Below are 21,162 nucleotides of genomic sequence, written 5' to 3' on the forward strand. Positions count from 1 at the left end.
TCGACGCCGCGAAAGCCCCCGTCAGGCCAGTCGCTCGGTCTCCAGGGTCACGCCGGCGCGGCGCAGCCGGTGCAGCAGCGCGTCGCCGAGGCTCGCCGCGGGCGTCAGGACGCCATGCAGATCCGACAGCTCCTCGCGGTCGACGGCGAGGGTGAGCCCGCATTCGCCGAGCAGCACGGCGGTCGCCTTGTAGCCCGGATCGCCCTGCTGCGACATCGTCGTGCGGTAGCGCGCACCGGTCGTCGTCGTGGTGTAGGTCTCGACGGTGTAGTGGCCGCGCTCCCGGGTCCGCTCGCTGGGACCGGTGCCCGGCTTGGGCAGGATGCGCTCGACGAGTCCGCGCGGGACCTTGTCGAAGTAGCGGCTGCCGAGACCGAGCACGGCGACGTTGGCCGCCGTGGTGACGGCCGACGCGACGGGCGCGAGCACCGAGGACCCGGTGCTCATCGCCTCGGCGTAGCGGAAGGTGCGTCCGTAGGACCAGTCCAGCAGCGCGTTGCTTCGACGCACGATCCGGGAGTTCGGCGCCCCCATCGCGAACGCCGCGGTCCACACGCCGTCGAGTTCGGGAGCGATCTCGCGGCCGCGTCGCCACGGGGTGTCGGACTGCGGGCCGAGATCGGGTTCGGCAGCGCGGTCGGTGGTCAGCGTGTACGGATCGGACATCTCCCGGCGGGCGTCCGGGTCGGCCGACGAGGTGGCCAGCACCTCGATCATCGAGGCGAGCGTGCCGCCCGAGACGCCGCCGGCGAAGCGGCGCACCACCATCGTCGTGTCACCGAGTTCCCCGGTGCCGTCCTGCTGCGCCTGCTTGTACAGGGCGTAGACCGTGAGATCCGACGGCACGGAGTCGAATCCGCAGGAGTGCACGATCCGTGCGCCGTTGTCCGCGGCCTGCTCGTGATACGTGTCGATGCTCTGCCGGATGAACATGGTCTCGCCGGTCAGGTCGGCGTAGTCGGTGCCCGCAGCGGCGCACGCGGCCACCAGCGGCAGACCGTACTTCGTGTAGGGACCCACGGTGGTCACCACGACGCGCGTGCGCGCGGCCATGTCGTTGAGCTGTGACGGCTGCCCGGCGTCGGCCTCGATGAGCGGCCACTCGCGGGCGACGTCGCCCAGCGAGTCGCGTACCGCGCGCAGCTTGCCGACCGACCGGCCGGCCAGCGCGATCCGCGCGTCGCCTCCGGACCGGGCCAGGTACTCCGCGGTCAACTTCCCGACGAATCCGGTCGCGCCGTACAGGACGACGTCGAACTCACGCTGCTCTGCGGCCATGCCCCCAACCTACCGGTGGTCAGCCGAGCAGCTCGGGCGTCTCCTCCTCGTGGCCGAGGACGTGCACGCCGAGGAAGGACGCGACGACCTGGTACCAGAGCTTCGCGTGCTGCGGCGCGGTCACCCAGTGCCCTTCGTTCGGGAAGTAGAGGAAGCGGTGCGGGCTGGTGCCGTCGGCGCCCGCGGGCAGCGCCGACGCGGACAGCAGTTCGTACCAGAGTCGCAGGCCTTCCCCGATCGGCACGCGGTAGTCCTTGTCGCCGTGGATGACGAGCATCGGCGTGCGGATGCGGTCGACGTGCCGGTGCGGCGAGTTGCCTGCCGTCATCTCCTCGGTCATCTCCCGTGCCCACCAGTACGCCCCGTCGGTGGTGTGGCCGAACTGGTCGAGTGCCCACAGGCTGGCGTGGGTGACGATCGCGCGGAAGCGGTCGGTGTGGCCGGCGATCCAGTTGGCCATGTAGCCGCCGAACGAGCCGCCCATCGCCGCGGTGCGCGTGGCATCGACGCGGGGATGCCGGCACGCGGCGTCGGTGGCGGCCATCAGGTCGGTGAACGGCGCTGCACCCCAGGCGCCCCAGCCGCGCTGGACGAAACGCTGTCCGTAGCCGGTCGACAGGGCCGGGTCGGGCAGGAGCACGGCGTAACCGCGTGCGGCCAACAGCCATGGGCACCACCGCCAGTGCCAGGCGTTCCAGCTGGCGAGCGGGCCGCCGTGCACCCAGAGCAGCAGCGGCGCGGGTTCGGGTCCCGTGGGGAGCACCAGCCAGGAGCGGATCTCGGTGCCGTCGCCGGCGTCGGCACTCACCTCCACCAGCTCGCCGGGCGGGTCGGGGTACGCCACGCACGGCAGCTCGACGACCGCGCCGTCCGGATCGACCCGGACCGGGTGCGGCGGGCGGAGATACGAGCTGCGCAGCGCGAAGAAGACGCCGCCGGGCGCGGGTCGGACGTCGGTGTAGGTGAAGTCGTCGTGGGTACGGCGCGTCACCGCGGACGTCTGGACATCGACCGCGAACACCGGTCCCCTGCCGTGGTCGTCGGCGGTGACGAGCAGCGTGGCGCCGTCGTCGCTCCACGCGACCGACGTCGGCCAGCGGTCCCATCCCTCGGTGAGCGGGCGGTTGGCGCCGTCGGGTGAGAGCCACCACAGCGTGATCCGCGGCGCCTCGGTCGGGCTGGAGTGGGTTTCGCGCAGGTAGGCGACGGAGCGGCCGTCGGGGGCGAGGACCGGGTGCGACAGGTCGGCATCCGCGTCGTCGACCAGCACGGTGCGCTCGCCGGTGACGACGTCGATGCACACCAGCGTGCTGCGGACCGATGCCCCCGCAGCCGGGACGTGCCACGAGGTGACGACGGTGCGGCCGTCCCTGCTCACGTCGGTCTCGGCGTCGCGTAGCGCCGGCCCCGGACGGGGCGTGAGGTCACGCGCACCGTCGACGGCCAGCAGATGCGGCTGCGACGGGCCGATGTCGTGGTCCCAGTACCGCACTGGGTAGCCGTGGTGCAGGACGGCGGTGACCTTGGCGTCCGTGCGGCGAGTGCGCCGGCGCTGGTCGTCGTCGACGTCGTGCGCTGAGGGCAGCAGCGGCACGCGGGCGAGGACGACGTCGGCGTCCGCCGCCGGGAACACCGCGTCGATCCCGCCCGCCGGGGCGAGGTCTCGACGGGCCTCCCCACCGCTCGACGGGAGCCGCCACAGCGCCGTGGGCGCGTCCTCCTCGTCCGCCGCCGGGCGGGCGGCGAGGAACAGCAGGTCGCCGTCGTGCGTGAACGCGGGGGCGGACTCCCCCGTGGCCCCGTGCGTCAGGCGGCGGGCGGGGCGGTCGCCGTGCGGGTCGAGTTCCCAGACCGCGGTGACGTACTTCGTGCGCGTCGCATCGAGTTCCGCGACCGTCGTCACGACGCGCGATCCGTCGGGCGCGACGGCGAGCCCGGCGACGCGGGGCAGGGCGAGGAAGGCGTCCAGGTCGGCGAAGGCGTCCAGGTCGGCGAAGGCGTCCAGGTCGGCCAAGGTGTCGGGCCGGGGTGCGGGCTTGGGGTCGGGCGCGGCAGCGGTCACGGAACCGTTCGTAGCACAGCCGTCGACTTCGTACGGTTTGACTTTCAAACCATCGACGCGGCACGGTGAGCGGGTGTCCACGGTCGAACTCGCCGGTCTGCCCGGGCGGCCGTGTCCCATCGCCGCGGCACTGGAACTCGTCGGGGAACGGTGGGCTCTGCTCGTCGTCCGTGAGATCGCGCTCGGCGCCACCCGTTTCAGCCAGATCGTCCGCGGCACGGGCGCCCCTCGGGACCGGATCGCCGCACGGCTGAAGACGCTCGAGGCCGCCGGGGTGGTCGAGCGCGTGCCCCGCACCGCGCACCGCGACGAGTACGCGCTGACGGCCGCCGGTCGGGCCTTGACGCCCGTCCTGAACGCCCTGCTCGCCTGGGGCGCGGCGCACGCCGTCGCCGCCGACGACCCCGCCCGTCTGGACCACTACCGCAGCGTCACCCGAGGAGAGGACACCCCGTGACCGTGCACCCCACCGACGCGACCGCCAGGACCACCTGGGGCGAACGCCGCACGAAGACCGTCACCTGGCACGACCCGGCGCCGACCACGGCGCGCGGCCTGGCGATGGCCGGCCTGGACTACCTGCGGGCCATGGTCGACGGCGAACTCCCCCCACCGCCCATCGCGGGGCTGATGGCCTTCGACATGGTCTCGGCCGAGCACGGCCGCGTCGTGTTCCGGTGCATGCCCGACGAATCGGCCTTCAATCCCATCGGCGCCATCCACGGCGGCGTGGTGTGCACGTTGCTCGATTCGGTGGCAGGTTGTGCACTGCACAGCACGCTGCCCGCCGGACGGGGGTACACCTCGATCGAGATCAAGGTGAACTACCTCAAGGCGGTGCGACCCGCGAGCGGTCCACTGCTCGCGACCGGCACGGTCGTGAAGGCGGGGGCGCGCGTGGGCTTCACCGAGGGCGTGGTGACCGACGCGAGTGGCGCGGTGGTCGCCACCGCGAGCAGCACACTGCTCGTCTTCGATCTCTGACGTCGCCTAGATTCCTGGGCGTGGGCGCACGCATCCTGGTCGTCGGTGCCGGCATCGCCGGCCTGGCCGTCGGCGTCGCCCTGCAACGCGCCGGGCACGACGTCACCGTGCTCGAGGAGCGCACCGACACCTCCGCGGGCACCGGGATCAGCATCTGGCCCAATGCCCTCGCCGCCTTGGACGCCATCGGCGTCGGCGGCGAGGTGCGGGCGTCCGGCGGTCGGGTGACCGCGGGCGCCATGCGGTGGAGTGACGGCCGATGGCTCCGTACGCCGGACGGCGAGCGCCTGGTGACCGCGCTCGGCGAGCCGCTGGTGGTGGTCCGCCGCTCCGCGTTGCTGGCCGTGCTCGCCGCCGCCCTCGAGCCGGGCACCGTCCAGTCCGGCGGGTCCGCAGCCGATGTCGCGACGACTCCGGGTGGCGCACGGGTGACCCTCGCCGACGGCACCGCGCTCGACGCCGATGCCGTCGTCGGCGCCGACGGCGTCGGGTCCGTGGTCGCACGTCGCCTCAACGGGCCGCTGCGACGGCACTACACGGGATACACGGCCTGGCGCGGCGTGGCCCGGGTGCGCATCGACGAGCGGCTGGCTGGCGAAACCCTGGGCGCGGGAACGCAGTTCGGACACGTGCCACTCGACGACGAGCACACGTACTGGTTCGGAACCCAGCGCCGACCGGAGGGAACGTCCTCGCCCGGCGGCGAGGCGCATCACCTGCGCCTGCGCTACGGCGGCTGGCCCGAACCCATTCCGGCGCTGCTGGCGGCCACTGACGATGGCGACCTGCTGCGCAGCGACCTCTACGACCGCGACGAGGCGCGCACGTGGGCGCAGGGACCGCTCGTCCTCCTGGGTGACGCGGCGCATCCGATGCGACCCCATCTGGGGCAGGGCGGCTGTCAGGGGATCGAGGACGCGGCCGTGCTGGCGCACTGCGTGGCCGGCGCGGCCGATCTGCCCTCGGCATTCCATCGGTTCGCCCGGGCACGACGTCCACGGGTGCGGGCGGTGGCGCGGGAGGCACGGTGGATCGGCCAGGTGGTGAACCTGCGGCCGACGGTGCTGGGCGCCGCTGCCGTGCGGGCGTCGGCGTGGGTGCCCGAATCGGTTCTGATGCGGCACCTCGCGACGATCGCGTCGCGACGGGCGTTCGTGCTGCCGGACCGGTAGCGCGTGGCCTCAGCGCTGACCGGCCTCAGCGCTGACCGACGAGCGGCGCCAGGAACGAGCAGATCGTGCGGAGGTCGACGATGCCGAGGACGCCGCCGGGGCGGATCGCCGAACATCCGGTGGCCGGCGCGGCAGGTGACGCCGGCGCGTTCCAGGCGACCGGCGCACCGCCGAAGGCACCGCACTTGGGCCAGGCCTTCGATCCCTGACTGCGCAGGACGTTCTCCGCGACCCGGATCTGCTCTTCCCGCGAAGCCGCGGACGGAGAGCCGAACCCGCCGTTGGAACTCCAGGTGGCCTGCTTGAACTGCAGGCCTCCGAAGTGGCCGTTGCCGGTATTGGCCGACCAGTTGCCGCCGGACTCGCACTGGGCGACGGCATCCCAATTCATGGCATCGGCGTGGGCGGACCCGGACCCGAAGGCGGTGCTGAACGCCACGGCGGCCAGCGCGGCGGCGCCGCTCAGGAGGACGGCGCGCGCGGCGCCGATCAGGAGGCGGCGAATGGTGCGGCTGGCGTTCATCTCTGCGGTCCTTCCCCGACCGATCGACACGAGGACCGGTCGGTGTTCGTCGCGAACGTCCGACGCAGTCACGGGGTACGTCGTGTGACGGACCTCACGCGTTACGGAAGGGGAAGATGATCGTCATCGAGACGTGACGGACGGAAGAGATGCACGCGACGTCCGGGACGGACGAGAACGGTGCCGGACGCACCGTCCGACACCGTTCTCGTCACGGCGGGCATGGCCCGCGCCCGCGTGGGGGGACCGAGATCAGCCCCGCTTGCCACACACCGGCCAGGCACCGATGCCCTGGGAGTTCAGCACGTTGTTGGCGACGCGGATCTGCTCCTCGCGGCTCGCGTTGTGCGGCGAGCCGGCGCCACCGTTGGAGTGCCAGGTGCCCATGGTGAACTGCAGGCCGCCGTAGTAGCCGTTGCCCGTGTTGATCGCCCAGTTGCCACCGGACTCACAGGCGGCAACGGCGTCCCAGTTCACGCCGTCCGCATTCGCGGTACCGGCGCCGAAGGCGATCGGGGCCACTGCGAGCGCCCCGGCAATCGTCGCCAGCCCGAACGTCGTGCGGATGTTCTTCAACTTCTGTCCTTTCGCCAAGCGCGCGCCATCGCACGTCCGCGTAGGCGCGGACGTGGTTCACCCGGGTTCGGGCGCGTGTCGACGGGGTCGTGCCGTCTCGGTCGGGCACGCCAGTGGGAGGCGACATCGGCCAGGTCGGACGCATCGGGTCCGGCCACCGCATGGCTCGGATCGACGTCTGCGTCCGGCCACCGGTCCCACTCACACACAGGTTCGTGGTTTCTTGAGTTATTTGCTCCGTTGGAGACATTGGGGACCGTACAAACCCGAACGAGCGATGTCATATCCGCCGAGACGCGCATCCGCGACCGATCACGGTTTGATCACGGAAGAGGATCTCGACGGTGTACGCAGGTCAGCACGTGTGCTTAGGCGACCTGCCCAAAGGACCTGCGGCCCGGCTGCCCGTGACGCACATCACCGGCATATTGTGGCGTGGCACACAGCTTTCGGATGTTTAGAGCCATGACCGAAGCGAATACCGCTCGCCCGCAGGCGTACTCGTGCGGACACGCCGCCCCACCGGCCCGTCGATTTGCCAGATGAGCGGACGGCGCGCATCCGCCAGAATCGTCGACGATGCTGCGGCTGAGCATGTTTCGCCGTTCCGCTCGGCGGCTCGGTGGTGACGTCCGTCGACCGGATCGCCCCTCGAGGCCGTGAAACCGACTCCTGGACAACGGCGTCGACGGACATCATCGCATCGCCGTCGACGGACGCCGATGACGTCGAGAGATCACCGCAGTGACACACCATGATTGGCGTGGATGTGGTTCTCCCATTGTGACACTCGAGCGCGGCCCTGGAAACGTCGTCAATCGTTGCTGATTGGACGACCAAAACCCCATTCAACGCTGAAACACGGTGTCGCTCAATGTCGTCGAATCTCGACCGTGGGGCGAACGCACACGACGGTCCGAGAAGGCGTGCAGCCATTCGTGCGTCAACCTCGTGCCCCATCCGTCACGAGAATTCCGCATTCGGGCGCCGTCTAGCGAATTCGCGCAATGACACGAGCCAATGCGGTATTTGCCGGTCGAATGTCAGCGGAGATCCGCGGGGGCGTTGACGTTGATAAGGGCGCGGCGTTCGGCCATCACGACCCGCTGGGTGTCGACCTGGTCGACCAGGGCGCGCATGCTGCGCGCGCCGGCCGCCACGAGCGCGTCGGCCCGTGCAGCCAAGCGGGTGCGGTAGACGCCGGCGAGATAGTGGTCCCGGCCATCCCAGGGCAGCACCACGTCGACGCCCAGCCGCCGCGCCGGACCGGCCAGTTCGTCGACGAGGTCGACGTCCAGATGGGGCATGTCGACCGCGCTGACGAAGGCCAGGTCGCAGTCGGCGGCAGCGGCGGCGTGCAGGCCGCGCGCGGTGGCCAGCAGCGGGCCGACACCGCGCACCTCGTCGCGCAGCACGGTGGCGGCGGCGAGGTCGGGCAGCGGCTGTCCGGGGGCGGCGATCACGAAGATCGGCGCGCAGCGTCCACTCAGTGTGCCGACGATGCGCTCGACCAGCGTGCCGCCCTCGCCGAACGGCATCGTGGCCTTGTCCCGGCCCATACGCCGAGACGCCCCGCCGGCCAGCACGATGGCGGCCAACGGGGCGTCTGCGGTCCGAACGTCAGTCGACGGTCCAGGTGTCTTTCCCACGCAGCAAGGATTGCAGAGCCGCGGTGTCGTGGGGCTTGGATTGCATGGCGGAGCTGACCTGGTCGCGTGCCATCTCGTCGTACGTCGGCCGGTGCACCTGCCGGAAGATGCCCATCACGGTGTGCGCGAGGTTCTGCTCCGACAGCCGGGACAGCGCGAAGGCGTAGGCCGGGTCGTCGACCTCCGCGTCGTGCACCACGATGTCGGAGGAGGCGACGTCGGCGGTCTTGGCGACCTCCAGGCCGTAGCCCGACTTGACCACGCAGTACTCACCCTCGGCTCCGAAGGTGATCGGCTGACCGTGCGTCACGGAGATGAGCCGCTCCTCGGCGCCCTCCTTGCGCAGCGCGTCGAAGGAGCCGTCGTTGAAGATCGGGCAGTCCTGCATGATCTCGACGAGCGCCGCACCGCGGTGCGCAGCCGCGCCGCGAAGGACCTCGGTGAGCCCCTTGCGGTCGGAGTCCAGTGCGCGGCCGACGAACGTCGCCTCGGCGCCCAGGGCGAGCGACACGGGGTTGAATGGGTAGTCCAGCGAGCCCATCGGGGTGGACTTCGTGACCTTGCCGACCTCGGACGTCGGCGAGTACTGGCCCTTCGTCAACCCGTAGATGCGGTTGTTGAACAGCAGGATCGTCAGGTTGACGTTGCGGCGCAGCGCGTGGATCAGGTGGTTGCCGCCGATCGACAACGCGTCGCCGTCACCGGTCACGACCCAGACCGAGAGGTCCTCGCGCGCCAGGGCGAGCCCCGTCGCGATGGTCGGCGCACGCCCGTGGATGGAGTGCAGACCGTAGGTCTCCAAGTAGTACGGGAACCGGCTCGAGCAGCCGATCCCGCTGACGAACACCATGTTCTCCCGGCGCAGCCCGAGTTCCGGCAGGAAGTTGCGGATGGTGTTGAGGATGACGTAGTCACCGCAGCCGGGGCACCAGCGGACCTCCTGGTCACTGGTGAAGTCCTTGGCCTTCTGCGGCTGGTCCGTGGTCGGCACCGCGCTGGTCTTCGTCAGGGCGGGCGTCAGGCCCAGGTCCCGGTGGTCGTGTCCGATCAGGTCGGTCATGCCTCTGCTCCCACTCCCGCGACGGAGGTCTCGACGGTTGCGGCTGCCAACCGAGCGAACGTCGTCTTCTCAGTTTCCTTCTCGGCCAGGGTCCCGTCCAGGGCGGCGGCGATGATGCCCTCCACCTCGTCGGCGAGGAACGCCATGCCCTCGACCTTCGTCACCGATTGGACGTCGACCAGGTACTTCGCCCGCAGCAGCGTCGCCAGCTGTCCGAGGTTCATCTCCGGCAGGACCACCTGGCGGTAGCTGCGCAGCACGTCGCCCAGGTTGGCGGGCAGCGGGTTCAGGTACTGCACGTGCGCGTGGGCGATCTTGGTGCCCTGCCGCCGGGCCCGCCGGCACGCTTCGCCGATCGGGCCGTACGAGCTGCCCCAGCCGAGGATGAGCAGCTCGGCGTCACCGGTCGGGTCGTCGACGACGAGATCGGGGACCGTGATGCCGTCGATCTTCGCCTGCCGCACCCGGACCATGAGGTCGTGGTTCTTCGGCTCGTAGGAGATGTTGCCCGAGCCGTTGGCCTTCTCCAGGCCACCGATGCGGTGCTCGAGGCCCGGCGTACCGGGTACGGCGAACTGTCGGGCCAGCGTCTCCGGGTCGCGTGCGTAGGGCTCGAACGGCTCGCCGGCTTTCGCGAACTCGTGATCGATGGCCGGGTATGTCGACACGTCGGGGATGCGCCACGGCTCCGAGCCGTTGGCGATCGCGCCATCGGACAGCACGATGACCGGCGTCCGGTAGGTCAGCGCGATCCGCGCGGCCTCGACGGCGATGTCGAAGCAGTCCGACGGCGATCGCGGCGCGAGCACCGCGACGGGCGACTCGCCGTTGCGGCCGTAGAGCGCCTGCAGCAGGTCGGCCTGTTCGGTCTTCGTCGGCAGACCGGTCGACGGGCCACCGCGTTGCACGTCGACGATGAGCAGCGGCAGCTCCATCATCACGCCGAGGCCGATCGCCTCCGCCTTCAGCGCGACGCCGGGACCCGACGTGCTGGTCACGCCGAGCGCGCCGCCGTAGGACGCGCCGAGCGCGGCGCCGATGCCGGCGATCTCGTCCTCGGCCTGGAACGTCAGCACGTTGAAGTTCTTGTGCTTGGACAGCTCGTGCAGGATGTCCGACGCCGGCGTGATCGGGTAGGTGCCGAGCACGACCTGGGTGTCGGCCAGCCGGCCGGCGGCGACGATGCCGTAGGCGAGCGCCGTGTTGCCCGAGATCTGGCGGTATTCGCCGGAGTTCAGCTTGGCGGGCGACACCTCGTAGGTGGTGGCGAACGCCTCGGTGGTCTCGCCGTAGTTCCAGCCGGCCTTCAGCGCCAGGACGTTCGCCTCGGCGACCTCGGGCTTGCGGGCGAACTTCTCCCGAATGAACGACTCGCTGTGTTCGAGTTCGCGGCCGTACATCCACGACAGCAGCCCGAGGGCGAACATGTTCTTGGCGCGCTGGCCGTCCTTCTTGGTGGCGCCGATCGGCTCCACGGCACCCAGCGTCAGCGTCGTCATGGCGACGGCCTGTACGACGTAGTCGCTCAGTTCGTCGGTCTCGAGCGGGTTGGCCTCGTAGCCCACCTTCGCGAGGTTGCGCTTGGTGAACTCGTCGGAGTTGGCGATGATGAGCCCGCCGCGGGGCAGGTCGGCCACATTCGCCTTGAGTGCGGCGGGGTTCATCGCGACGAGCACGTCGGGACGGTCGCCCGCGGTGAGGATGTCGTAGTCGGCGATCTGGATCTGGAACGACGAGACGCCCGGCAGCGTGCCCTGTGGGGCACGGATCTCGGCCGGGTAGTTCGGCTGGGTCGCGAGGTCGTTGCCGAAGAGGGCCGCCTCGGAGGTGAACCGGTCACCGGTCAGCTGCATGCCGTCGCCCGAGTCGCCGGCGAAGCGGATGACGACCTTCTCGAGCTTCTGGCGCGGTGCCGCCCCGTTGCTGGTGCCGTTGCCGTTCGGACTCACGACCCCCGCCTTTCACGTTGGATTCGGGTCACGTCTCGCCGGGTCGCGATCGAGGCGTCCGGAGGGGGTTCCGGGGAGGCCTGGTGCGCGATGCGCCGCCGGGATATCGTCCACCCAAGTTTCTGTCACTGGCAGTCACGATTATTGCACTTCTCTTAGGTGGCCCTTCACCGGACTCGCCGGTTACCTGCAGGTAAAGGTCCGCGAACTCCGCAGGTCAGCAGCGTGAATTCGACTCGACAGGTGTCGATTTGTGGTCTTCGTCACCTTTCGAGAACGTCGTTCTCTAAGACGCCGGTTACCGGTGGGTATTCGGCTGCGGGCACGTCCGACCTGCGACTACACCGGGTCGACGATGCCCTGCCGGACGCGCTTGTCCAGTTCGCGCGCGACGAGTTCGCTGGCGTGTCGGGCGGAGTCGACCGGCCCGTCGCCCGCGGCACGGTGGGCGACGTAGCAGGCCGTGAACATGTCCCCCGCCCCGGTCGTCTGCACGCCGTCGACGCGCCAGGCCGCGGGAACGCGCTGCACCACGCCGTCGGTGTAGATGTCGCATCCCTCCGAGCCGAAGGTCACCACGATCTCGGGAACGCCGAGGCGGCGCGCCGTCGCGAGGTCGAACTGGCCATTGGCGACCACGACGGCCTCGTCCTCGGCCAGCTTGAGCATGGCGATGTGCTCGAGCAGGTCGGGTGGGAAGTGCGGGTCCTCCAGCAGCGGCCCGACCCGGTCGGCGCGGACGAGTCCCTGTCCGTCGTAGGCGACGCGGTGCCCGCGGGCCGCGAGCAGCGCGAGCGTGTCCGGCGGGAAGTCGGTGCGCAGCAGCGGCGCCAGGTGCACCCAGGTGGTGTCCGGGTCGGCGGCCTCGATCTCGGCGGGCCCCCACACCGGGCCGATCGCGTCGACCGACATGCGGCGGTGGTTGGTGTCGACGTAGTCGAGGCGGAAACCGCTGGTGACGCGCGAGGGCAGGATGTGCACCAGGTCGCCGAACCGGGCCAGCAGCGGGTCGAACAGCGCGTGGTCGTCGGGCGCGCCGAGGGCGACGATGCGGCCGGGGCCGCCGACCGCTTCGAGCGCCACGCCGGCGAACGACGCGCACCCGCCCGGGCTGGGCGGCGCACCGTCGATGACGTCGACTGCCAGGTTGCCCAACACGGTCACCCCGGCGACGAGTCCGTCGAGTCCTCGCTGCACCGCCACGCTCTCCTGGTTCTGCTGATCGATCCCTGCCATCCCGACGTACCGGGATGCGGCGAAAGCGTAGTCCGCATCGGCGGGAATGCACGATCGACGGGTCATCCGGGCAGGTTGTACGGCGTGACGACCTGGATGGGCGCATGCCGTGCGGGCTCGAACGGCAGCGCGCGGTGCTGTGCCAGGATCAGCCGGATCGCGGTGCGGGCGTCGGCACGCAGATCGTTGTGCAGCACGACCGACACCCGACCGTCCCGCAGAAGCCGCCGGTTGTCGGCGTCGAGGTCGTGGGCCACGAACACCCGGCATCGACGCCCGAGCCGGTCGAACGCCGCCACCGTGGCGGTGTTGCCACCACCGGCGGAGTACACCGCCTCCACAGACGGGTGGCGTCGCAGCGCCTCGAGTACCAGGGCCTCGTTGGTCGCGTCGATGCCGTCGCTGTCGCTGACCTCCACGATGGCACGTCCCGATCCCCGCAGCCCCGCCCGGAACCCCACCTCGCGCTCGCCTTCACCGCGAAAGACCGTGCGGCTGAGCGTGATCAGCACGTCGGACGGCGCATCGCCGAGCCACTGGTCCATCAGGTACGCCGCCGTCATGCCGGCGCCGTGATTGTCGATGCCCACGTAGCCCACGCGCGCGGACGTCGGAACGTCGGTCGAGTAGGTGACGACCGGGACCCCCGACGCCACCAGTGCGTCGACGGCTTCGGCCACCGCGGGTTCGTCCTGCGCCTTGAGCACCACCCCGTGGCTGCCCCGGATGCGCGCCAGCACGTCGACGGTCGCCTCCGCCGAACCGGCCTCCCAGAGGTGGAAGCGGGCGCGCACCATGGCGGGCGCGAAGGACGGCAGCTCGGCTTCGATGGCCGCGCGCACGGCGTCGGAGAACCGCCGCGGGGTCTGCATGACCACGTCGACGAGGTACCGACGTCCGGACAAGCGCAACTGTGCCCGCTGCTTGTCCAGGTCGGCGATGGCCTGCAGCACCTCGGCGCGGGTGTTCTCCCGCACGCCGGGCCGCTCGTTGAGCACGCGGTCCACGGTCGCCTCGCTGAGCCCGGACTGCTGAGCGATCTCGCGCACCTTGTAGCGGTGTGGCACGGCCACTCCCCTCCCGCCCACGGCATGAGGTGTTTTTGATGGCTTTCTGCCGTTGTTCATGGCGTGAATCACCGCAAGACTAACCGCCATGCCGAGTTCCGCCACCACCTACGCCGCCGGGGCCTGGATCGAACCGTCCGACTGCTCCCTCGACGCGTTCCGCGCGTCCCTGGCCGTCGAGACGGTCGCGTCGGACTACCCGTTGGCCGACGAGGTCCGCCACGGCGTGCTGGTCTACTCCGCCGCCTCGGTCGCCGGCGCCGACCGCCAGGCGCTCCGGACCGAACTCATCCGGGCGTTGGCCGACGGCCCTGGCGTCGTGGTGTTCGCCGCGGCGTTCGACCACGACGTGGTCGACGCGGCGAGCGCCGCCTTCGCCGCGATCATCGCCGAACAGCACGCCGGCGGCGCGGCAGCCGGCGACCACTTCGGCGCAGCCGGCGCGAACGACCGCATCTGGAACGCCGCCCAGAAGCTCGCGCTGCACGCACCCGAGGTCTTCGCCGCCTACTACGCGGCCGACGCGCTGGCCGTCGTCAGCGAGGCATGGCTGGGGCCGCGCTACCAGGTCACCTCCCAGGTCAACGTCGTCAATCCCGGTGGTGCCGCGCAGGTTCCGCATCGCGACTACCACCTCGGCTTCGTCGACGTCGACCAGTTGACCGCCTATCCCGCGCACCTGCACGCCATGTCGGCCGTGCTGACGCTGCAGGGTGCCGTCGCGCACTGCGACATGCCGATCGAGAGCGGACCGACGATGCTGCTGCCGGGTTCCCAGCGCTTCGCCGCGGGCTACCTGGCCTTCTACCGGCAGGAGTTCATCGACTACTTCGCCGCCCACCACGTGCAATTGCCGCTGCGCAAGGGCGACGCCGTGTTCTTCAACCCCGCGCTGTTCCACGGTGCCGGCGCCAACACCTCCACCGACATCCGGCGCATGGCCAACCTCCTGCAGGTGTCCTCGCCCTTCGGCCGGGCCATGGAGGCACTGGACCGCACGGCGATGGTGCGGGTCGTGTACCCGGCGCTGCTGGCGATGAAGGCCGCGGGCCGGCCCGAGCGCGAGTTGCACAACGTCGTCAACGCCACCGCGGAGGGCTACGCCTTCCCGACCAATCTCGACTCCGACCCGCCCATCGGCAGCCTCGCGCCCCCCAGCCAGGTGGACACCGTGCTCGACGCTCTGCGCGAGGACCTGTCCCCGGCACGACTGGACGTCCTTCTCACCGCACGCAACGAACGGAGACTCCCATGACCACCCTCGGCGTCATCGGCCTCGGGCGCATCGGCGCCTTCCACACCGAGACCCTGTCGAGCCTCGAGGGGCTCGACGGGCTCGTCGTCACCGACGAACGTCCCGACGTTGCCGCAGCGGTCGCCGCCAAGCACGGCGTCACGGCCGTCGACTCGGTCGCCGACCTGCTGTCCTCCGGCGTCGACGGCGTCGTGGTCGCCGCCGCCACCCCGGCGCACGCCGAACTGACCCTCGCCGCCGTGGAACGCGGCATCCCGACGTTCTGCGAGAAGCCCATTGCGGCGACGGCCGCCGAGAGCGCCCGCGTCGCCGAGGTGATCGCGCGCAGCGGCGTGCCCGTCCAGGTGGGCTATCAGCGTCGCTTCGACGCCGCCTTCGCCGCGGCCAAGCGCGCGGTGGACAGCGGCGCACTGGGCACGCTGCACACCGTCCGCAGCACCACCATGGATCCCGCTCCCCCGCCGATGGACTACATCAAGGGCTCGGGCGGCATCTTCCGCGACTGCGCCGTGCACGACTTCGACGTGCTCCGCTGGATCACCGGCCAGAACGCCGTCGAGGTCTATGCGACCGGCACGGTGCAGGGCGACCCGTTGTTCGCCGAGTACGGCGACGTGGACACCGCCGCCGTCGTCGTCACGTTCGACGGCGGCGCAACGGGTCTCGTCTCGGCCGCGCGCTACAACGCCCGGGGGTACGACTGCCGCCTGGAGGTGCACGGTTTCCACGACAGCGTGGCCGCCGGCTGGGACCACGGCGTGCCGGTGCGCAACACCGACCCGCGGTTCGCCGCGGCCGAGGACTTCCCGCAGGGCCCGGCGCACCACTTCTTCATGGACCGCTTCACCGAGGCGTTCCGCACCGAACTCGCGGCGTTCGTCGACGTCGCCAAGGGCGCTGCCATCCCCGGCGCCACGGTGGACGACGCCGTCGAGGTGGCCTGGCTCGCCGAGGCCGCCACCGAGTCCCTGCGCCGGCACGCGCCGGTGCGCATCGAGGAGGTACGCCGATGATGAGGATCGCCGGAGCGCCCATCTCGTGGGGCGTCTGCGAGGTTCCCGGCTGGGGCCATCAACTCGACCGCGACCGCGTCCTCGGCGAGATGCGCGGTGCCGGGCTGAGTGCGACCGAACTCGGTCCGGATGGCTTCCTGCCCGGTGACGCCGCCGAACTCGCCGCGGCGCTGGCCGACCACGAGTTGGCCTGCGTGGGTGGCTTCGTCCCGGTGGTGCTCCACGACCCCGGCCACGACCCGGCCCCGGACGCCGCCGCACCGCTCGACGCGCTCGTCGCCGCCGGCGCCGGTGTCGTGGTGTTCGCCGCGGCGACCGGCGCCGTCGGTTACGACGCGCGGCCCGATCTCGATGACGCCCAGTGGTCCACGTTGCTCGCGAACCTCGACCGGCTCGCCGACCTCGCCGCGGCCCGCGGGCTGGTGGCGGTGCTGCATCCGCACGTCGGCACGATGGTGGAGACGCGCGCGGACGTCGACCGCGTCCTGGCCGGCTCGGCCATCCCACTGTGCCTGGACACCGGACACCTGCTGATCGGCGGCACCGATCCGCTGGAGCTGGCCAAGGCCGTGCCGCACCGGATAGCACACACCCACCTCAAGGACGTCGACGCCACGCTGGCGGCTCGGGTCCGCTCCGGCGAGCTGACCTACACCGACGCGGTGAGGGCCGGCATGTACACCCCGCTGGGCACCGGTGACGTCGACATCGCAGGAATCGTCTCGGTGTTGCGCGACAACGGTTTCGACGGCTGGTACGTGCTCGAGCAGGACACCATCCTCGACGGCGAGCCGGCTGGCGAGGGTCCGGTGCGCGACGTCCGGGCGAGCGTCGACTACCTGCGCACGGTCACCACGTGAGCGCGGCCGCCCCGCTACGCATCGGCGTGCTGGGCGCGTCGCGGATCGCGGCCAACGCGATCGTCGCGCCCGCCGCCGAACTGGGCCACCGACTCGTCGCCGTCGCGGCCCGCGACCCGGCGCGCGCCGAGGCCTTCGCCGCGACCCACGGCGCGGAACGCGCACTGGCGACGTACCAGGACGTCGTCGACGATCCCGAGGTCGACGTCGTCTACAACCCGCTGGCCAATGCGCTGCACGCCCCGTGGAACCTTGCCGCGATCGCGGCGGGCAAACCGGTGCTGAGCGAAAAACCGTTCGCCCGCAACCACGTCGAGGCCCGGGACGTCGCCGCGGCGGCAACCCGGGCGGGCGTCGCGGTCCTGGAGGGATTCCACTACGCGTTCCATCCGGTGACCCGCGGTGCCTTCGCCCTCGCCGCGGACGGCACCCTGGGCGAGGTGCGCCGCATCGAGGTGCGCATGGCGATGCCCACACCCGCCGACGACGATCCGCGGTGGTCCTACGCGCTGGCCGGTGGGGCGCTGATGGACCTCGGCTGCTACGGCCTGCACGTGATGCGGACCCTGGGAGCACTCGACGTCGCTGGCGTCAACGGCCCGCCTGCCATCACCGCGGCCCGAGCGACGGAACGCGGCGCGGGCATCGATGCGGAGTGCGACGTGGAGGTCGCGTTCCCCGGCGGCGCGACCGGTGTGAGCACCAACTCGATGCTCGCCGAGGACTTCTCGTTCACCCTCGCCATCACCGGCACCCTCGGCGCCGCACTGGTCCACGACTTCATCCGCCCGAGCCAGGACGACCGGCTGACGGTGACGACGGCCGACCGCACCACCGTCGAGCGGCTCGGCACGCGGTCGTCGTATGCCTACCAACTCGAGGCGTTCGCGGCGCACCTCGCTACCGGTGCTGCTCTGCCCTTCGGACTCGACGACGCGGTGGCCAACATGGCGCTGATCGACGAGGCCTACCGCGCAGCGGGGCTACCGCCGCGCTGATGGGAGCCCTCAGCGCGTCTCGAAGCGCTGCGCGAGCGCGGTGAGGGTCGACTCGATGCCGTCGGCGTTCTTCTTCTGGTAGCCGGTGAGTTCGATGACGAACGGCAGCTTCGCGGTCGAGTAGTCGAAGGTCTCGGTGACCTTCGTGGTCCCCGGGCTCACCTCGGCGAATTCCCAGCGCCACTTGTGGCCCAGGGGATGCTGCCACTCGACGACGTGGTTCTCCTCGACGGCCGTGGCCGTGGAGGTGATCTTGTAGGGCACGCCGTACTGCGTCATCCCCACGGTGAACCTGTCCCCCTCCTTCAGCCGGTGCGGCCCCTTGACGTCGACGTCGCGTACGGTGCCCGACCCGTCCAGGTCGTGGTGCCGGTGCGGATCGGCGATCAGGGCGAACACCTCGGCGACCGGCGCGGCCACCTGGACGCTGCGGCTGACGCGACGGGGACCGGTGTCTTCTGTCTTGAGAGTCGAGACGGTCATGGGCGCTCTCATACCCGCGGTCCCCGTCGGCCAATCGGTCGACGGGGACGTCGGGTCACTTGGCGCCGCGCAGTTCGTGCGTCAGCGCCTCGAGTTCGTCGCCACCGGCCATCTGCTGGGTGAGGTGCTCCAGGGTGATGTCGTCGTAGGCGCAGTCCAGCTTCTGCCGGCCGCGGTTGAGCAGGACGAAGTGGTCGCCGACCATGTGCGCGTGGTGCGGGTTGTGGGTGATGAACACGACGCCGAACCCGGCCTCCTTCGCGGCGGTGATGTACTTCAGCACCACGCCGGACTGCTTGACGCCCAGTGCCGCGGTCGGCTCGTCGAGGATCAGGACGCGCGCTCCGAAGAACACGGCCCGCGCGATCGCGACGCACTGCCGCTGCCCACCGGACAGCGAACCGATCGGCACGTCGACGTCGGGCAGGTCGATGCCCATCTTCGCCAACTCGCTGAGCGTGGTCGCCCGCATCGCGTTGGCGTCGAGGGCGAACGGGAAGGTCTTCTTCCGGACCTCCTGGCCGAGGAAGAAGTTGCGCCACACCGGCATCAGCGGCACGACGGCGAGGTTCTGATACACCGTGGCGATGCCCTTGCCGAGCGCGTCGGCCGGCGAGGCGAATCGCGTCGGCTCGCCGTCGACGAGGAGTTCGCCCTCGGTCTGCTGGTGCAGACCGGCCATGATCTTGATCAGCGTGGACTTGCCGGCACCGTTGTCACCGAGGATGCCGGTCACCTCCCCGGCCCGGACGCGCAGGCAGATGTCGGCCAGCGCGGTGATGTTGCCGTAGGACTTGCCGACGTGCTTCAGCTCGATCAGCGGGGTCTTGCCGCCGCCGGACGGGGCGTTGTCGGTCGGCTTTTCGACGGAGATGGTCATCACTTCACTTCTTCGAGGCGTAGGAGCGGAAGGCGTTGTTGGCGATCACCGCGAACAGCAGCATCCCGCCGAGGAAGAACTTGAACCAGTCGGGGTCCCAGCCGGCGTACACGATGCCCTGGTTGGTCATACCGAAGATGAAGGCGCCGATGGCCGCCCCGATCGCGGTGCCGTAACCGCCGGTGAGCAGGCAGCCACCGATCACCGCGGCGATGATGTAGAAGAACTCGTTGCCGATGCCCTGACCGGACTGCACGGTGTTGAAGGCGAACAGCAGGTGCATGCCGACGAACCAGGCGCAGAACCCGACGAACATGAACAGCCCGATCTTCACCTTCGTGACGGGCACGCCGACCGCGCGGGCACTGTCGGCGTCACCGCCGACGGCGAAGATCCAGTTGCCGACGCGGGTCTTGAACAACACCCAGGTGGCGATCGCGGTGAACACCAGCCACCACACGACGGTGATGCGGATGCCGACGCCGAAGACCGTGAAGGACGAGGCGAAGACGGTGCGCGCCGATTCGAAGCCCTGCATGTCGCTGACGCTCTGCGTGGCGACCTGCCCGGCGACGAGCTTGGTGACCGCGAGGTTGATGCCCGCGAGCATGAAGAAGGTGCTCAGGGTGATGAGGAAGCTGGGAATCCTTGTGCGCATCACCAGGAAGCCGTTGAAGAAGCCGACTGCCAAGGCGAGCACCAGGGCCAGCGCCGCGCCGACCCACAGGTTCAGGTGCAGGTTGTAGGCCAGCATCGACGCCGCCAGTGAGCTGAAGGTGACTGCGACGCCGGCCGACAGGTCGAACTCGCCGCCGATCATCAGGACCGCCACACCGCAGGCCATGATGCCGATCGTGGAGCTGGCATAGAGCACGGTCGCCAGCGAGGAGGCCTCGCGGAACGGTGCCGCGACGACGAGGAAGAAGACGAAGATGCCGACGGCACCGATGCCTGCGCCCATCTCGGGGCGGATCAGCAGGCGCTGCAGCCGGTTTCGTTCCTTCACGCGTTCGTCGCGGACGACCGCGTGCGAGGTGACGTCGAGGGCTTCTCGGGTGGTCATGTCGTGTCTCCTGCTCGTCAGCGCGTGCCGGCCTTGGCCAGCTCCGCCACGGCGTCGATGTTCGACGGGTCGATGAAGGACGGACCGGTCAGGGTCGCTTGACCGCCGCCGATCAGGTTCTTGTTGTTGAGGTAGAGCCACAGCGAGTCGATTGCGAGGTAGCCCTGCAGGTACGGCTGCTGGTCGACCGCCCACTGCACCTGGCCACCCTTGATGGCGTCGACGAGCGCGGCGTTGGTGTCGAAGGTGACGATCTTGGCCGTGCTGCCCGCGTTGCCTGCCGACTGCACCGCCGTCAGCGCGATGGGGGCGCCGAGGGCGACGACGTGGTCGATCGACGGGTCCTGCTGCAGCTTCGCGGTGATCGTCGCCTCGACCGACGGCATGTCCTTGCTGTTGACGTTCAGGATCTCGCTGGCACCCTTGAAGCCCTGCCGCACGCCGGCGCACCGCGACTCCAGTGACGCCTGCCCCTGCTCCTGGATGACGCAGACGACCTTCTTGGCGCCGTCGGCGGTGAGCTTCTCGCCGGCCGAGATGCCGGCCAGCTTCTCGTCCTGGCCGAAGTACTGCTGCACGCCCATCGACTTCCAGTTGTCGAACCCGGAGTTGAACGCGACGACCGGAATGCCCTTGTCCAGAGCGGCCTTCACGGCGGGCGCCATGGCGTCGGGCTTGGCCAGCGTGACGGCGATGCCGTCGACGCCGCTGTCGATGGCGCTCTGCACCAGGTTGGCCTGAGCCGGCGCCTCCGGATCGTTGGAGTAGCGCAGCTCGATGTTGTCCTTGCGGGCCGCCGCCTCGGCGCCCTTGCGGATGAGGTCCCAGAACGAGTCGCCGGGCACCTCGTGGGTGATCATCGCGACGGTGAGCCGCGGGGTGTCGACGGTGCCGCCACCGCCGCCGTCGGCGGATCCCTGCGGTCTGCCTCCCGTGGAGGAGCACGCCACCAGGCCGAGGGCGAGGATGCCCGCTCCAGCCAGTGCCGCGAGCCGCGTGAACGGCCGACGTCCTTCGCTCTCGTGCCGAGCGCTCATCCGATCTCCTGTTCTCG

At 70.4% G+C, this 21,162-nt stretch carries 20 protein-coding genes; 7 read left to right on the forward strand and 13 right to left on the reverse strand.

Features of this window, described 5'->3' with window-relative positions; all coding sequences use genetic code 11:
- Positions 1–21: 21 nt before the first annotated feature.
- Together FZ046_RS23470 and FZ046_RS23475 are read right to left on the reverse strand one after the other, a co-directional pair.
- Positions 22–1,278, reverse strand: a complete 1,257-nt coding sequence (locus tag FZ046_RS23470; protein WP_070354173.1) for a saccharopine dehydrogenase family protein — start codon at positions 1,276–1,278, stop codon at positions 22–24.
- A 19-nt stretch (positions 1,279–1,297) separates the two neighbouring features.
- Positions 1,298–3,283: a S9 family peptidase gene (locus FZ046_RS23475; RefSeq protein ID WP_407664487.1), complete on the reverse strand. Its 1,986-nt coding sequence runs from the start codon at positions 3,281–3,283 to the stop codon at positions 1,298–1,300.
- A gap of 130 nt (positions 3,284–3,413) precedes the next feature.
- On the opposite strand from FZ046_RS23475, the gene FZ046_RS23480 reads away from it, so the two are divergent.
- From FZ046_RS23480 to FZ046_RS23490, 3 genes are read left to right on the forward strand one after another with little or no spacing between them, the layout of a single operon-like run.
- The gene (locus FZ046_RS23480) at positions 3,414–3,797 is read left to right on the forward strand and encodes a winged helix-turn-helix transcriptional regulator (protein ID WP_070354172.1); all 384 of its coding nucleotides are present in this window, start codon (positions 3,414–3,416) and stop codon (positions 3,795–3,797) included.
- Positions 3,798–3,799: 2 nt separating this feature from the next.
- Positions 3,800–4,324 (forward strand): PaaI family thioesterase, encoded by a 525-nt coding sequence (locus tag FZ046_RS23485; RefSeq protein ID WP_070354203.1) that lies wholly within the window; start codon positions 3,800–3,802, stop codon positions 4,322–4,324.
- A gap of 20 nt (positions 4,325–4,344) precedes the next feature.
- On the forward strand, positions 4,345–5,496 hold the full coding sequence (locus FZ046_RS23490) for an FAD-dependent monooxygenase (RefSeq protein WP_070354171.1): 1,152 nt from the start codon (positions 4,345–4,347) through the stop codon (positions 5,494–5,496).
- Between the two features lie 25 nt (positions 5,497–5,521).
- Here FZ046_RS23490 and FZ046_RS23495 read toward each other — a convergent pair whose 3' ends face one another.
- The 7 genes from FZ046_RS23495 to FZ046_RS23525 form a co-directional block, all read right to left on the reverse strand.
- The gene (locus tag FZ046_RS23495; protein ID WP_070354170.1) at positions 5,522–6,019 is read right to left on the reverse strand and encodes a transglycosylase family protein; all 498 of its coding nucleotides are present in this window, start codon (positions 6,017–6,019) and stop codon (positions 5,522–5,524) included.
- A gap of 252 nt (positions 6,020–6,271) precedes the next feature.
- On the reverse strand, positions 6,272–6,595 hold the full coding sequence (locus tag FZ046_RS23500; protein ID WP_070354169.1) for a transglycosylase family protein: 324 nt from the start codon (positions 6,593–6,595) through the stop codon (positions 6,272–6,274).
- A 1,043-nt stretch (positions 6,596–7,638) separates the two neighbouring features.
- Positions 7,639–8,154: a molybdenum cofactor guanylyltransferase gene (gene mobA / locus FZ046_RS23505; RefSeq protein WP_070354168.1), complete on the reverse strand. Its 516-nt coding sequence runs from the start codon at positions 8,152–8,154 to the stop codon at positions 7,639–7,641.
- Between the two features lie 61 nt (positions 8,155–8,215).
- On the reverse strand, positions 8,216–9,304 hold the full coding sequence (locus FZ046_RS23510) for a 2-oxoacid:ferredoxin oxidoreductase subunit beta (protein ID WP_070354167.1): 1,089 nt from the start codon (positions 9,302–9,304) through the stop codon (positions 8,216–8,218).
- Positions 9,301–11,253: a 2-oxoacid:acceptor oxidoreductase subunit alpha gene (locus FZ046_RS23515; RefSeq protein ID WP_070354166.1), complete on the reverse strand. Its 1,953-nt coding sequence runs from the start codon at positions 11,251–11,253 to the stop codon at positions 9,301–9,303. The genes FZ046_RS23510 and FZ046_RS23515 overlap by 4 nt, the downstream gene beginning before the upstream one ends.
- A 339-nt stretch (positions 11,254–11,592) precedes the next feature.
- Positions 11,593–12,489 (reverse strand): PfkB family carbohydrate kinase, encoded by an 897-nt coding sequence (locus FZ046_RS23520; protein ID WP_246182848.1) that lies wholly within the window; start codon positions 12,487–12,489, stop codon positions 11,593–11,595.
- A 62-nt stretch (positions 12,490–12,551) separates the two neighbouring features.
- Positions 12,552–13,556 carry a LacI family DNA-binding transcriptional regulator gene (locus FZ046_RS23525; protein ID WP_070354201.1) on the reverse strand — a complete coding sequence of 335 codons (1,005 nt, stop codon included), beginning with the start codon at positions 13,554–13,556 and terminating at the stop codon, positions 12,552–12,554.
- 88 nt (positions 13,557–13,644) lie between these two features.
- On the opposite strand from FZ046_RS23525, the gene FZ046_RS23530 reads away from it, so the two are divergent.
- The 4 genes from FZ046_RS23530 to FZ046_RS23545 are packed head-to-tail and all read left to right on the forward strand — an operon-like array spanning position 13,645 to position 17,682.
- Positions 13,645–14,811: a phytanoyl-CoA dioxygenase family protein gene (locus FZ046_RS23530; RefSeq protein ID WP_070354165.1), complete on the forward strand. Its 1,167-nt coding sequence runs from the start codon at positions 13,645–13,647 to the stop codon at positions 14,809–14,811.
- The gene (locus tag FZ046_RS23535) at positions 14,808–15,824 is read left to right on the forward strand and encodes a Gfo/Idh/MocA family protein (protein ID WP_070354164.1); all 1,017 of its coding nucleotides are present in this window, start codon (positions 14,808–14,810) and stop codon (positions 15,822–15,824) included. Before FZ046_RS23530 ends, FZ046_RS23535 begins: the two co-directional genes overlap by 4 nt.
- The gene (locus FZ046_RS23540) at positions 15,824–16,684 is read left to right on the forward strand and encodes a sugar phosphate isomerase/epimerase family protein (RefSeq protein WP_070354163.1); all 861 of its coding nucleotides are present in this window, start codon (positions 15,824–15,826) and stop codon (positions 16,682–16,684) included. Before FZ046_RS23535 ends, FZ046_RS23540 begins: the two co-directional genes overlap by 1 nt.
- Complete coding sequence (locus FZ046_RS23545; RefSeq protein ID WP_070354162.1) at positions 16,681–17,682, forward strand: Gfo/Idh/MocA family protein; 1,002 nt, start codon at positions 16,681–16,683, stop codon at positions 17,680–17,682. The genes FZ046_RS23540 and FZ046_RS23545 overlap by 4 nt, the downstream gene beginning before the upstream one ends.
- 9 nt (positions 17,683–17,691) lie before the next feature.
- Here the strand turns inward: FZ046_RS23545 and FZ046_RS23550 are convergent, their stop codons facing one another.
- From FZ046_RS23550 to FZ046_RS23565, 4 genes are read right to left on the reverse strand one after another with little or no spacing between them, the layout of a single operon-like run.
- On the reverse strand, positions 17,692–18,165 hold the full coding sequence (locus FZ046_RS23550; protein WP_070354161.1) for an SRPBCC family protein: 474 nt from the start codon (positions 18,163–18,165) through the stop codon (positions 17,692–17,694).
- A 55-nt stretch (positions 18,166–18,220) separates the two neighbouring features.
- Positions 18,221–19,045: an ATP-binding cassette domain-containing protein gene (locus FZ046_RS23555; protein ID WP_070354200.1), complete on the reverse strand. Its 825-nt coding sequence runs from the start codon at positions 19,043–19,045 to the stop codon at positions 18,221–18,223.
- 4 nt (positions 19,046–19,049) lie between these two features.
- A complete protein-coding gene (locus FZ046_RS23560; protein ID WP_070354160.1) occupies positions 19,050–20,108 on the reverse strand; it encodes an ABC transporter permease in 1,059 nt (352 codons plus the stop codon).
- Positions 20,109–20,125: 17 nt separating this feature from the next.
- Entirely contained in the window at positions 20,126–21,145 is a 1,020-nt protein-coding gene (locus FZ046_RS23565) for a substrate-binding domain-containing protein (RefSeq protein WP_070354159.1), read from the reverse strand.
- Positions 21,146–21,162 lie beyond the last annotated feature (17 nt).

Source organism: Mycolicibacterium grossiae, from assembly GCF_008329645.1.
Classification (GTDB): domain Bacteria; phylum Actinomycetota; class Actinomycetes; order Mycobacteriales; family Mycobacteriaceae; genus Mycobacterium; species Mycobacterium grossiae.